Genomic DNA, 12,691 nt, shown 5'->3' with positions numbered 1-12,691 from the left:
TGCCGCCGGCCACCGCGATGGCCAATTTCAAGACAAAAAACCAGCCGCAAACCGTGGCTGCCTAACTGACAAGAAACCACCCGACTGTCTCACATCCTTGACACACCTCACTTGTTCCACGTGGGTGAGTGCTTCGTGCCGGCGTCTTTCGACGTCGGCTGCCAGCTTTGGGAGCGATGAGACCCTGTTTTCGAGTTGCCTGATGGTGCCTAGATCGGCTGACAGGAGGCTGCGGCGGGCTATTTGTGTTGTTGCCCTGGGTACTCCGTCGATGCGTACTTCGACGGTTGCCCGGTCAAGGTCTCGGGCCGGCATGAGTCGGGCGCGGAGGTCGTGGCCGCCAAGGGTGGCGATGGTTCCGAGCTCGTCGTAGCCGTAGAGATTCATGAGGCGGTGGCCGTGCTTGCCGGCCCATGCCCGGAGTGCTTCGGCCGCGTCCCCGCGGTTATCGAGCGATTTGCCGTCGACGGTGGCGTTGAAGGCGTCCGCGGTGGTGTCGATAGTCCGCGCCGCCGCTGCCTGGATCAGGGGCAGGTCTCCGGCGGCGGCGTCCGCTGAGGATTGTTCGCCGCGTTTGGTGTGGGCGACAGCAACCATGTTGCGGTTGTAGGCCCGGTCCAGGCGGCTCAGGCGGGCCATTTCCTGGTCGGCGACGGCTTTTTCCAGCACCAGCGGGTTACCGCTGGTGATGGCTTTCGCCTGGGCGAAGTTCAGGGTGTTGTCCCCGATGTCTTCGATTTCGCGCACATCCAGGCGCCCGCGCATGATCTGGTTGATGAACCGGGACTTTCTTTCAAGTCCCTGCCACATGAAGGAATCGAAGGATTCTTTGGTGACGACCTGGGAGATGCGGACCTCGGGGTTCTGGTTGCCTTGGCGCAGGATGCGGCCGTGGCGTTGCTCGACGTCCGAGGGCCGCCAGGGGGCGTCCATGTCCACCAGGTGCACGGCGCGTTTTTGAATGTTGGTGCCCACACCCATTTTTGAGGTTGATCCCATGAGCACGGCGATCTGTCCGGAGCGGGCGGCGGCGAAGAGCCGGCCTTTCTCTGTGTCGTTCTTGGCGTCGTGGATGAACCGGACCAGGTGTTCGGGCACGCCGCGGCGGCGTAGCTGGTCTTTGAGTTCGCCGTAGACGTTCCACCGGTCAGAGGGTGTGCCGAAGTCGCAGAACACCAGCTGCAGGGCTCCGGGCACGGGGTCCGGTTCCCCGGTTTTAGGGTCGGTGTAGATGCGGTCCTTGTGCTCTTCGTACACGCTGGCCAGCAGGTCAGCGGTGGCGCTGATCTTGGTGGGCCCTTGCTGGAACAGTGCGGGGTCAACGAGTCTCATGTCCAGTGCGGCTTTACGGCCGTCTGAGGAGACTTTGAGCATGTTGTCTTCCTCGGCGTCCACGAGCTTTTGCTGGATGCGGTCCACCCGCTGGCCGATGTTCTGGATGTACTCGCGCAGTTCGGGGCTGGGTTCCACGGTGAGCATGTTCGGCTGCCGCAGCCCGTCGCCGTCGCGTGCGGCGATGGCCGGGACGGGGAGCTTCAGGTCCTCGGCGGTCTTCACGTCCGCGAAGGTGTGGAACATTTTTAGCAGCTCGGGGACGTTCTGGAATTTCGCGAACCGGCTCTTGAGTTTGAACCGGTCACCGCCGGCGACGGAGAGTTCCATTTCCTCGACAACCTGCCCAAAGGTTGCTGCCCAGGTGTTGAAGTCCTGGATTCCTGCAGCCTGGAGCAGGTCCGGGCGCAGGTAGCGCTGCATGACGTACATTTCCGTGACGGAGTTCGCGATAGGTGTCGCTGTGGCTCCGGTGATCACGCGCCGGCCCTCGCGCTGGCGCAGGAACTCTGTCTTCATATGCAGGTCCGATGCACGGTTGGAGCCTTGGATTCCGGCGCCGGGGATGTTGCTGGGCGTCTCCAGGTTCTTGTAGTCGTGCAGCTCGTCCACCACGAGGTAGTCAATGCCGGTTTCCTCGAAGCTGATTCCCGGATCGGCGGGGGTATCGAGCTTGGCTTTGAGGCGTTCTTCCCGTCCCAGTACCACCTTTTCGAGCCGTTTGACGATACTCGCGCTGGGCTGTCCGTTGCCCTGGCCGCTGTCCCTGACTGCTTCCAGCTCGGCCCGCGCCTGGGCGACTTCGGCCCTCATGTACGAGGCTTCAGCTTCAGGGCTCAGGCTCACGCGCTGGAACGCGGTGCGGGTCATGACCACGGCGTCCCACTCGTTGGCCGCCGCCCGGGCCACGAACTGCCGGCGCTTATCCCCGGCAAGATCACTCGAGGATGCTGCGAGGATGCGGGCCTGCGGGTAGATCTGCAGCCATTCGCGGGCGAACTGTTCGAGCATGTGGTTGGGGATCACGACGGCGGGCTTGTTGACCATACCCAGACGGCGCAGCTCCATCACGCCCATGACCATCTCGGCGGTCTTTCCCGCGCCGACCTGGTGGAACAGCCCCACGGCAGGCTCCGAGAGCATCCGGGCCACGGCAGCGCGCTGGTGCGGGCGCGGAGAGAAGTCCTTGGCCATTCCCGGCAGGGTCAGCCGCTCCCCCTCGGTGCTGTAGTCGCGCAGCACGATGGAATTGAAGCGGCGGTTGTACTCGTCAATAAGACGGGTGGCCCGTTCGGGTTCCTCCCACACCCATTCGCTGAAACGCTCCTGCAGCAGCTGGGCTTTCTCCTGGGCCGCTGCGGTTTCGGTGGGGTTCAGGATGCGGCGCTTGTCCTCGCCTTCGTCCGTGACCCGCACGGGGCGCTGCTCCAGGACCTGTTTGAGGACATCGGAGGCCGGCATCCGCTGCGTGCCCCAGTTGCTGGTGGCGGCCAGGGTGTGGCGGTTGGCTTTGACGTCCCACATGGAGCCGGCCGCGTTGGAGACCGTGGCGTAGGGGTCGTTCAGGATTTCCCGGACGAACTCCTGGTGCGTGCCGGCGTCGATCCAGACCGCACCGAGGCGCGCTTCCACCTCATCCATGCGCAGCGGTTCCGGCATGGCCCAGGTGAGGTCCTGGACGTTGACGGCGAACCGGTCATCGGAGAGCGCGGCGGCCTGGGCCACTTCAAGCTTCTCCCGCACGTTCCCGGACAGATATTCGGCCCGGGTCTGGAAACTCTCATCGGTGCCCGGGACCTGGTAGATGCTCTCCCCCATGGCGGCCCGGGCGTCGTCAGGGCTGATGCCCAGCAGGGATGCTGCGTAGTCCAGGTCAACCTCGCCCACGGTGTCGAGAGTGACGGTGAGGGCTTCTTCCGCCGTGTCCACGCCCAGGACCGGTCTGCGTGGCTGGACCTGACGGGTCGAAAGCAGGGCCGCCGGTGAAGCTGTCTGCGTGGCTTCATCGAAGTTTTCCAACGCCATCACCAGAGGACCGAACGGGTCACGGGAGACGATAGAGACTGCCTTGGGCGTCATGCGGGCCTGGATGGGCTCCTGCGTCTCTTCATCCACGCGCCCTGTGTTCCGGAGCGTGTAGCGGTTGATCGGCCCGTAGGTTTCCGCGTACTGGCCGTAGGCGCGCTTCAGGTCCTCACGGAGCGCGTCAATGCCGGCGGTGTCCTCGCGGTTTTCGGCCTCGGCGGTGAGCAGCTGCCGGGCGCTGTCGCGCAGCCCCAGCAGGGCTCGGAGTTCAGCGGCCTGGGTCTTGGGCACGGCGAGTTCGGTGTGTGAGCCTTTTTCGACAACGGTGAAGCCGTTGTCGGCGGCGCTGATGTGGCCGTCCCACTCGTGGGCGGCCGCTGGAACATAGGCGGCCCGCTGGCGCTCCTGGTCAGCGGTCCGCTCGGTCATCACCATCCCGGCGGTCCGGGCCTCGCGTACGACGTCGGCCAGGGCTGCGTTCAGCCGGTCCGGAACGGTCGAAAGATCATCGGTGGTCAGTTGCAGGGTTTCGGCCCCGTACATGCCGTGGCTGACGTGCAGCTCGCCAAGGAGCCGTTCGGGGTATTCATCGAAGTAGGAGTTCAGGCGGGTAATGGTTCCGTCGATCTGCCGGGCTGTGACGGTTTCCCAGAGGGTGGAGGCCGGTTCTTGTCCCGTTTCCCGGCGGCGGAAGATCAGCAGGTCCGTCATGGCATCGGTGCCGGCTGCCTTGCGGTGTGAGCCGGTGGGCAGCCGGACGGCGCCCACGAGGTCGGCGAGCTGGTTCATTTCCCGGCGGGCTGAGGGGTTCGTGCCGTCGAGGGTGAAGCTGGAGGTCAGCACAGCGACCATGCCGCCCGGGCGGGTCAGTTCCAGGGACTTGAGGATGAAGTGGTTGTGGATTGAGTGACCGCCGGCGTTGTGGCGGGGATCGTGCAGGGTGACGTTCGCGAAGGGCACGTTACCGATAGCCAGGTCGAAGTGACCGGTCGGCAACTTGGTATCGGCAAAGGACTCAGCCCGGACAGTGGCCCCGGGATAGAGAGCCTGGGAGATGGCCGCGGTCGTCGGATCCAGCTCCACACCGGTCATCTCGGCGGCATCCGGGGCGAACCCCATGAAGGTACCAACACCGGACCCCGGCTCCAGGACAGTACCCCCGGTGAAACCCAGCTCCTGGACGGTGGACCACATGGCCTGCACGTAGGCGGCGTCCGTGTAGTGGGCGTTGATCGTGGTCCTGCGGGCCGCGTCGTATTCGACCTCGCTCAGGAGGCTGCGAAGATGCTCACGGTCCCCGGCGTATTCATCCCGGGACTCATCGAAGATTTGGAAGACGCCCTGGGCTCCCCAAATCCCCCACCGCGCCAGTGACGCTTTCTCGGCCTCTGTGGCATGACGCGCCTCGCTCTGCAGCGTCCGCAGCACTTCAAGGGCTGCAAGGTTCGCCCTGATACGGCTGCGGGCACCCGATGGTGCCAGGTCGTCTTGGGATGAGGGGCGGAACCTGTCGGGATCGGTGGCTAGAGTTGCTCCCTGAGCTTCTGCATCTCGGCCATAAACTCCAGGTGTTCCTGGATACTCGGATTCACGTACTCGTCCTCCTCGTCCTCCGTCTCCGGTGGCGAGAGCAGGTCGTAACGGACGATCTCCTCGGCCTGGTTCCGTGCCGCGTTCAACCGGCCGACCTTCTCCAGATATCCCTCGTCCTGCGGGTCCGGTCCTGCGATCTTCAGCAGCAGCCCGTCCACCTGTTCCTGGGCTTCCTCCCCCAGCTTGGTGAAGAAGTCCTCCGGGTCCTGGATCTGGCTGTAGCGCGTCGGGCTTGCTGCTTTCCAGGCTTCCTGAGCCTGCCTGCCGTACTTGTTCATCACGATCCTCCTCTGGTGCCGCCCACAGAGCCTCAAAGCTCAGCTGACCATCTACTTGCTTCTTACGCCCTGCCATCGGCTGTCCCCTTACCCAGAATGGTTCAGGGGCCACGCTAGCCGGGTTGGTGCCGCATTGCCTGTTCTGGCCTTATCACCGGCGTGAACCGGGCGGGACTTCTACTGGCGAGAGTTGAATTGTTTTGACGGCATTACTGTCAAAGACTGCATTACAGTCAAAGCTGAATTTTCCGCCCGGGTGCAAGGTTTTGTGCCCCGCCTTGAAACTGGCTGCCTTCGTTGTAGAGGCGTTCGCGTCGTTCCACTTCCATGAGGACTGCGCGGGAAATGAAGTCCGACCAGCTCCGGTCCGTCTCCTTGCCGCTCGTTCCCGTGTAGGCGGCTTTTGCGCGCCTAAGGTCATCCGCGGCCATGTAGAAAGTGATCTGTTTGGGGGCGGTGTCCGGCAGCGGGTTGGGACGCAACGTCGGAGAGCCCGCAGGTGCGTCGCTGCCCGTAGTCGCTGAGTCCCTGTTTGCTTTCATCAGGTTCTGGACGGCGAGGTTGTCAGCATTCCGACGGGGCGGCACGCCGATGGGTTTGCGGTTGCTTTCAGTCATGATGCGTTCCTTTCCTCGGCTGCTTCCAGGCGGGCAACGAGTTCATTGGTGATCTGGTACAGGTCTTCAGCGACGTTGGCGGCCGACCGAGGCTGGCTCTGGCCGGCTTCGGCCGTACCCTTCAGCACCTCGTACCATTTGGGTGCAGCCTTGACTTGCTCTTCGAGCTCATGGACCAGCACTCCCCTATCGCGGGCTGCCTGGGCCGGAGCTTCCGCATGTCGCACCATGCCGTTGAATAGCACGGCATCCGTACCAAAGGTCTCTGCAATGGCGTCCCGTGTCGTCCGGTGAACGTTGGTAGCGGTCGAAGATGTAGCAGTGATGATGACGCCGAGCAGGTCCAGGTTCGGGTTGACGTCAATGACCGTATCCAGACGTTTGGCGACGCCAATAAGTCCTTCGCGGCCAGCTTTGTCCGTCTTAGTCGGTACCACTACGTACGAGGCCGCACCGAGGGCTGCAACCTGCAGGGGTTCATTCCCGGGCGGGCAGTCGATAAAGATGATGTCGTATTCGGCCGCGATCGGGGCAAGCGAACGGGCGAGGGCCAACTTTGCCTTGCTGCCATCCTTACTGCTCTGCGCGATAAGGCCGGCAGCTGCCTGGTCGAGCTCCGCTCCCCCGGGAACGACGTCTAGATTAGGGCGGATGTCTTTCAGTGGCGCCAGCCGCGTCCCGAACATCAGGCTCTGAGCAAGGGCGCTGCCGTCGTCGTCCAGGGTTCCGTGCCTGTAACCAAGATCCAGGCCCAGGTTTCCCTGCGGATCCATATCTACGAGCAGGACCTTCCACCCGGACACTGCGAGCAGAGCACCCACATTTGCCGTGAGGGTCGTCTTCAGTACTCCGCCCTTACCGTTGACGAAGCCGCAGATGCGGTCCATGCCTGTGCGGTCGAACGCTGTTGTAGCTGTCATGTTCCCCACCTTAGTGCAAATACTGTCAATACTGTTTTTGAAGTCTTTGCAGTCAAAGACTTCTTTGCGGTCAATACTGTCCTTGAAGGTATTGACGTCTTTACTTGCAATGCTTGCATTGCAGTCAATGCCGTCTTTACTGTCATTCGGTGGCAAGTCAGGCAGCTCGCCACAGCGCTCCGATCAGGTCCAGTTCGGTTTCCGAGGGTGGGATCCAGTAGAGATCAGAGTCAGGTTCGTTCACTTCGTACTCCGCGAGTTCGGGTGTGAGGTTTCTGTCCAGCCATGCGTGCCAGGCTGCACGTTGCTTTCGGTGGATGCTGATCTGTTCTGCGGCGTCGTCCAGCGCCCCGAGCCGCCGGGCCAGCGCTGTCAGGCTGGTCCCGGCTGTGATGCTCCAGTGCCCGTGCCGGCGTCCGATCATGTTGTAGCTGCTCATGGTGCCGAGTGCCGTTTCAACGGCTGTGCGGCTAAGTCCTGTGGACCAGACGATTCCTGCTGTGGTGGGGGAGAGGCGTCCGCGTTCAATGGATTCGTAGACGAGGGCCGCGACGTCGCCCAGGGCCCGGAATACAGGGCGTATGCCATGGATTTTCCCGCTGCGCCAGGAGAGCTCCCGGGCGAGTTGTTCAAAGTGCTGGGGGAGTTGAATCACGTAGGTATCGGCGTTGCGGCCGCGGGCATCGGCAATTTTCGTCAGGATGCCGTCTGAGGCTTGTTCCAGCATCGGGAGCAGCCTGGAGATCGTGCCGTGGTGTTTGCCCAGCGCAGTAGCGAAGGTGCGGCAACCGACATCCAGCAGGTCAGTCTCCATGGTTCGCATGTAGCCGAGCACAGCGCGTAGCAGCAGGCGCAGGCTAAGGCCTTCGCGGCCGCGTTCTTTGAGTCTGTGGTCCAGGACTGCGTAGAGGATATTTTCAAGATCATTCACGAGCTGGTGTGCAGCAGCTTTGCTGCTGGTTCTGCTGCCCCCCCCTGTGGGTACTGGGGGGCTTGTGTCGTTAATACGGGCATTCCTTCTGCCGGCTGACGGGGTTCCCGGTTTTTGGATCCAGCGGCAGGCCTCAGCCCACTCTTTATCAAGGAGGCGTTCCTGCTTCTCGGCGTCGGTGTAGAGGGCTGCGAGGCCGGGGAACTGGCCCCCCAGTTCGAGGCGGACCTGATCCAGGGTCCAGCCACAGGAGGCGAAGTGGTTCAGCACCGCCATGCGGGCTTCTGACGGGCTGGCGTACCTGGCGGTGTCGTATAGCCCGGTACGCGCCGCCAGGCGCAGGGGTGCCTGGCTTCCCCCAAAGGGGAGCGGACTAACACCGTTAGCCGTCGCAGGGGCTGCCAGCTTGGCGGCGCGGGCCTTTAGCTCGCGTGCACGTTTGAGCTCCGGTGCCAGATGGCGTCGGAGGGCCGCGACAGCGTGGACAGGGTTGCGGCGTCGCAGCACGTCGTATGCCTCGTTCAGGGGCGTGACGAGTGTCTGGTGTCCGCCGCGCTTGTGGACGCTCCCCGGGACCCGAATGCAGCCGTCGGTGACGTTCTGGTGCGGGCTAGCGTCAAGGCTGGCTGCTATCCGTGCAAGGGCTTCGATCAGCTCACGAGCCGCCGGGGCTTCCATGCGCTCGGCCAGGGGAATGTAGAGGTGGCGTCCGCCGCTGGGGGAGTAGTCCGCGATGTAGCGGATACCGCAGCCTTCCAAGATGCTCCCGAGGCGTCGGGCATCGTCGTCGACGACGCTCTGCAGCGCTTTGGAAGTGTCCAGGTCAATGCAGAGAGTCGCCACGGAGCCATCTGCTCCGTGAATGGGAACGGCCGCCGGCTGTTTCGGCAGGGAAGCGGTGATCCGGGGCGCGTTTAGCGGCCGGGGGTACTGAAACCGACCTTTTATCCATCGTCCCGGACGGTAAGTCGGCGCACCGGCGATCAACGGAGCGAGAGCCCACGCCATGACCGGCGTGACTTGACACGGGGACGGGGGTGCGTCAGTTGTTGACGGCGCGGTCGCTACAGGTACCATAGACAACAGCTAGTCCCTTCGGGGTATAGCGAATGGAGCGCCCCTCACGGGGAGCTTGTGGAAAGTTCAGATCGTCCTCCGCCAAGATTCGGATCTGAACGCATACTTTTGAAGGCCCGCCTAGTGCGGGCCTTCAGTCTTTAACTGGCCTTAGCGATAGGCAATGACTCCTGGCCGTCGAGTTCATCGAAGTTGATAGTGCTTAGGTGGTCATGCAGCAGACGGGCGAGAAGCTCCGACCGGCTCTCAGAAGTAATTTCTACGACTCTGCTGAGCTTTTCGGCATCCGCGCGCGGAATTTTGGATGTGACAGTCAGGCGATCGCCTTTATGCATCCGTGCCATCGATCCTCCTAAGTTTTGCGTATCGGTCCCTAGCCAATAGCAATCCGATTGCCTTAAGTGGGATGTGAACTCGGCGTGTCGGATCAGGAGCGGCCCTCTCGATCACTTGCTATTGCCCAACCACTATAATCAAACCTTGGACATGTCTAAGGCTACACGGGCATACGCAACGCCTCTGGAGCACCCTTTCCTGTCTCTGGCCGGGTCCACGAGTGGGCCGTCTATCCTCTTTTTCGGGAGTTTGAATTGATGCACGCAAGCCGAGTGGAAAGTATTGCCCGGCAAAAAACGCTCGGCCGCGGCCAGTACGAGGACATCTATCGTCAGTTCGTGCTCTTCGACCTGGCCGAAGACATGGACATGGGCTTCTTCTTGGCCTACTACCGAAACTTTTCCGTCCCTTCGCTGGCCAAAGCGCTGGAAGCGACGGGGGAGATTCGCGCACGTCCCCAGAAGAGGTCTTATGACACCGCGATCGTGATCTACGAGATCATCGCCGGAGGGCTTGATAGCGAGCGGGGTGCTGCAATGGTTGCGCTCTTGCGTAACGTGCATAAGGGCGTGCCTGGGAGCAACGCTGACTTCGTCTATGTTCTGATGACGATGCTGGTCGTCCCGATTCGGTGGGTGGACAGGCACGCCTGGCGCCAATCCTTGGACACCGAAAAACAAGCGGCTGTGGACTTCTTCGCTGAGCTCGGAACACGCATGGGACTGCAAGATATCCCCAACGACTTCGCAGGTGCTGAGGATTTCCTGGACAGCTACGAACAGGAATACGTGGCGGCGAGTCCGGCTGGGTTGAGCTTGATGAGCTCGACTCTGGGCGTTCTTCGCGGACGCCTGCCGGCGCCGGTGCGTCCGGCCACAGAATTGATCCTGTCTGCAATGCTCGAAGACGAGAGGCAGTCGGCAGCACTGGGCCTTCCCAAACCCAATCCCTTCGTTGCGAAGACTCTGGCTGGACTCTTGAAGATCAAGGCCGCCGTGTCATCCAGGCGCCCCCTGAGGACGACGGCGCGGTTCAGGCCCGGCTTGTCAGGTTCTTCGCAGTACCCCTCCGGTTACACGCTCCAAGACCTGGGACCCGTCAAGCCATGACTCCGCTTATCGCCCCTAGCTACCTCGGATTGGTTCAATCAACTATCTCCGAGCTCGGTTTACCTGAAAAGCTGACCCTGGATGGGCTGCGCCACATCGTCTCCACAAGGCGCGCACGGAAACTGGTGGTCCGGAGAACCGAGGAACTTGCGGGCAGCCTGGTCTGCGCCATGACGTACTGCAACGAGAGCGTAGACCTCGTCCTGTTTGCGCCCGCCGATGAACGGCGGCGGGAGGACCATTACGTGTGTCACGAATTTGGCCATCTGCTACTGGGCCATCACGAGCGGGCCCGAGGAAACGTAGCGCGTCCTATGCCTCTTCTGGGTTCGGCGATGGTCACCAGCCAGCTGCAGGTAGACGAGGTCGAACCCAAGCTGCTGGGACGGCGCCGGTCCGCTACGTGCTCGACATTTACTGTGGTGGAAGAGAAACGCGCGGAGAGCTTCGCGGACATCATTATGGATCGTATCTGGCGCGCCAATCTCCGCCCCATGGATGAGCCGTCGAAGTTCGCCGAGGTGTTCGGGTGATGAGTGTACTTGTGGCCTGTTGCCTGGGGCTCCTGACACTTCTGAGAGTTTCGGCTCTCTGGAATCCTCCTGCGCGGCCGGCTTTCATGGCTTCACTTTTCGCTACAGCAGGATTCACCCTGTACATCGAGCCGGTTTACGCCGCTGTTGACCCAATTATGGGAGGCCGCAATCTCACCGGGTTGATTCTCTCCCTGTCCGTCCTCGCAGCCTTCTCGCAACTGCATATAGCTGTCACCAGCGCTGCCGGTGCATCCGCAAATATGGGCGCCAACGCCCGCCGCGGTTCCTCTCGACGGCACAAAGTTGCCTGGATACTCTCATCTCTGATTCTTATAGCTGGATTCTTGATGAGCGACCTTCCCGTCACCAGCCCCTCGTTGATGCGCACCTATGGATCCCAACCGGGCATGATGATCTTCCTCGTGGCCGCTTCTTCCTTCATCGCTTACACCAGCGCCAGCATCGTCGGAGTTCTCGTCAGGCACCTTCGACAAATGTCCGCAGCCTTCCGGTTCGGTTTCTTCCTCGTCTGCGCCGGCTGCCTGGGTGCTATTTCTCTTCTGGCAGCTAGATCTGTGCTGCAACTCGTGGCCGACCCCTCCGTTCAGGAATCGTTTTCCCCGTCCTACGGCGTCGGCCAGGCGGTGGCCGTTATCTGCGTTGCAGCAGGGCTTTCAACCTCGCGTTTGGTCGGCATAGGACACGCGGTCTCCTTCAACATCGCTGCCAGATGGCATTTGCTTCGGCTGCTTCCCCTCTGGCGAGCGGCCACTAGAGAGAATCCGAACTTGGTGCTCCATAACGGCAGACTGCCTGTAGCGGATGTTTTCAAGGCCAGACCCCACACAGCTCTGCAACGCCGAATAACGGAAGTCCGAGACGGCCTTCTGGTTGATCCAGCTGGGCTCTCAGATGCGTGGGCCACCCACGGATCGATCCTCATTCAAGCAGAACGACTGATGAAGGCACCGCTAACACCTTCAAGTACTGATAGGACCGCAGCATGATCAACAACCAGAACGCGTCCAAACGGCGAGAAGAGCTATCCCGCCGTTTGGACATCCTCATGGACGTCGTCGTCGCAGAGGGTGGACAACCACACAAATTCGCTGACATCCAGTCTGCGCTTGCCGCTAAGGGCGTCGGTTTGTCGCGTGCACGCTGGTTCTATATGCGGGAAGGAACAGGGGCTACCGTAACGGATCCCAAGCTTCTATCAGCCCTGGCCGACTTCTTCGGTGTCCCCGCGGCATACCTTTTGGACTCGGATCCCTCCCTGCCAGCCAGAGTGGAGGCTCAGCTCAAACTCTTGAAGGCGATGAGAATCGCTGAAGTCCGCAGTTTTGCGGCCCGAGCACTCGGTGACCTTTCTCCAGAGGCAACAGAGGCCATCGCCAAGATTCTCGAAGACGAAATGAAATCAACGGACTAGTTGCATTAGCCATGTCTAAGACATGGCTATCCTTGATCTATGACCTACCACTCATGCAGGGCCCAATCCCGCAGGGCAATGGAGCGTTACACGCCCTGGCTCAAGGGGGCGACCTCAGATTTGCATGTCACGATTCCATCCCCAGCGCATACGACCGAAGGTTCTCTAGCAGCGCCTCAATGCGCGGTAAATCCGCCGAAAAGGCGTGATTCAGCCGACCTGTCGTGGTACCGACGACAGGGGTTTTCTTCAGCACGCCAGCTCCCGCAAGGACGCCTGCAGCCTTACTTAGGGTCACCGGCGAAAATTCGCCCAACTCTTTGGCCAGCTCAGCACGCGTAGCGGGTTCACGCCTGCCCGCCAGGTGGTGGATAAGGGCAAGGTTGACCCCACTACCGAAGACGGTTTGAGCAGTCGCTACCGCGTCATTCCATGCGGGGTCTGCGGGCTTAACCAATCGGGGCATATCGAACATCCTACTTGTCGCACTTTGTTGTTAGCTCAG

Annotated in this window: 11 protein-coding genes; 4 read left to right on the top strand and 7 right to left on the bottom strand. The window is 61.7% G+C overall.

Annotation, left to right across the window (positions count from 1 at the left end; all coding sequences use genetic code 11):
• Window positions 1-27: 27 nt before the first annotated feature.
• From ACZY0Y_RS16750 to ACZY0Y_RS16725, 6 genes are all read right to left on the bottom strand, one after another.
• The gene (locus ACZY0Y_RS16750; RefSeq protein ID WP_463959272.1) at window positions 28-4,785 is read right to left on the bottom strand and encodes a helicase-like domain-containing protein; all 4,758 of its coding nucleotides are present in this window, start codon (window positions 4,783-4,785) and stop codon (window positions 28-30) included.
• Between the two features lie 95 nt (window positions 4,786-4,880).
• Entirely contained in the window at window positions 4,881-5,228 is a 348-nt protein-coding gene (locus ACZY0Y_RS16745; RefSeq protein ID WP_463959270.1) for a TnpV protein, read from the bottom strand.
• A gap of 233 nt (window positions 5,229-5,461) precedes the next feature.
• A complete protein-coding gene (locus ACZY0Y_RS16740; RefSeq protein ID WP_463959268.1) occupies window positions 5,462-5,845 on the bottom strand; it encodes a ParB family protein in 384 nt (127 codons plus the stop codon).
• On the bottom strand, window positions 5,842-6,921 hold the full coding sequence (locus ACZY0Y_RS16735) for a ParA family protein (protein WP_463959266.1): 1,080 nt from the start codon (window positions 6,919-6,921) through the stop codon (window positions 5,842-5,844). The genes ACZY0Y_RS16740 and ACZY0Y_RS16735 overlap by 4 nt, the downstream gene beginning before the upstream one ends.
• Before the next feature lies 1 nt (window position 6,922).
• Window positions 6,923-8,539 carry a hypothetical protein gene (locus ACZY0Y_RS16730; RefSeq protein WP_463959264.1) on the bottom strand — a complete coding sequence of 539 codons (1,617 nt, stop codon included), beginning with the start codon at window positions 8,537-8,539 and terminating at the stop codon, window positions 6,923-6,925.
• 374 nt (window positions 8,540-8,913) lie between these two features.
• Window positions 8,914-9,117 carry a hypothetical protein gene (locus ACZY0Y_RS16725; RefSeq protein ID WP_463877410.1) on the bottom strand — a complete coding sequence of 68 codons (204 nt, stop codon included), beginning with the start codon at window positions 9,115-9,117 and terminating at the stop codon, window positions 8,914-8,916.
• A 264-nt stretch (window positions 9,118-9,381) separates the two neighbouring features.
• On the opposite strand from ACZY0Y_RS16725, the gene ACZY0Y_RS16720 reads away from it, so the two are divergent.
• The 4 genes from ACZY0Y_RS16720 to ACZY0Y_RS16705 all read left to right on the top strand — a co-directional run bounded on the left by ACZY0Y_RS16720 (window position 9,382) and on the right by ACZY0Y_RS16705 (window position 12,186).
• Entirely contained in the window at window positions 9,382-10,218 is an 837-nt protein-coding gene (locus ACZY0Y_RS16720; RefSeq protein ID WP_463877412.1) for an oxygenase MpaB family protein, read from the top strand.
• Window positions 10,215-10,751 (top strand): hypothetical protein, encoded by a 537-nt coding sequence (locus tag ACZY0Y_RS16715; RefSeq protein WP_463959262.1) that lies wholly within the window; start codon window positions 10,215-10,217, stop codon window positions 10,749-10,751. The genes ACZY0Y_RS16720 and ACZY0Y_RS16715 overlap by 4 nt, the downstream gene beginning before the upstream one ends.
• An 86-nt stretch (window positions 10,752-10,837) precedes the next feature.
• Window positions 10,838-11,761, top strand: coding sequence for a DUF6545 domain-containing protein (locus ACZY0Y_RS16710; RefSeq protein ID WP_463959260.1), 924 nt, complete (start codon window positions 10,838-10,840; stop codon window positions 11,759-11,761).
• Complete coding sequence (locus ACZY0Y_RS16705; protein WP_463959258.1) at window positions 11,758-12,186, top strand: hypothetical protein; 429 nt, start codon at window positions 11,758-11,760, stop codon at window positions 12,184-12,186. Before ACZY0Y_RS16710 ends, ACZY0Y_RS16705 begins: the two co-directional genes overlap by 4 nt.
• A 127-nt stretch (window positions 12,187-12,313) precedes the next feature.
• On the opposite strand, the gene ACZY0Y_RS16700 is transcribed toward ACZY0Y_RS16705, so the two are convergent.
• Window positions 12,314-12,661, bottom strand: coding sequence for a helix-turn-helix domain-containing protein (locus ACZY0Y_RS16700; RefSeq protein WP_463959257.1), 348 nt, complete (start codon window positions 12,659-12,661; stop codon window positions 12,314-12,316).
• Between the last annotated feature and the right edge of the window lie 30 nt (window positions 12,662-12,691).

Source organism: Pseudarthrobacter kochi, from assembly GCF_055412805.1.
This window is presented reverse-complemented; position numbering and strand designations above follow the sequence as displayed.

Coding starts and splice junctions, on each gene's coding strand:
- ACZY0Y_RS16745 (WP_463959270.1), bottom strand. CDS start 5,228: ATGAACAAGTACGGCAGGCAGGCTCAGGAAGCCTGGAAAGCAGCAAGC.
- ACZY0Y_RS16740 (WP_463959268.1), bottom strand. CDS start 5,845: ATGACTGAAAGCAACCGCAAACCCATCGGCGTGCCGCCCCGTCGGAAT.
- ACZY0Y_RS16725 (WP_463877410.1), bottom strand. CDS start 9,117: ATGGCACGGATGCATAAAGGCGATCGCCTGACTGTCACATCCAAAATT.
- ACZY0Y_RS16715 (WP_463959262.1), top strand. CDS start 10,215: ATGACTCCGCTTATCGCCCCTAGCTACCTCGGATTGGTTCAATCAACT.
- ACZY0Y_RS16710 (WP_463959260.1), top strand. CDS start 10,838: ATGGCTTCACTTTTCGCTACAGCAGGATTCACCCTGTACATCGAGCCG.
- ACZY0Y_RS16705 (WP_463959258.1), top strand. CDS start 11,758: ATGATCAACAACCAGAACGCGTCCAAACGGCGAGAAGAGCTATCCCGC.
- ACZY0Y_RS16700 (WP_463959257.1), bottom strand. CDS start 12,661: ATGTTCGATATGCCCCGATTGGTTAAGCCCGCAGACCCCGCATGGAAT.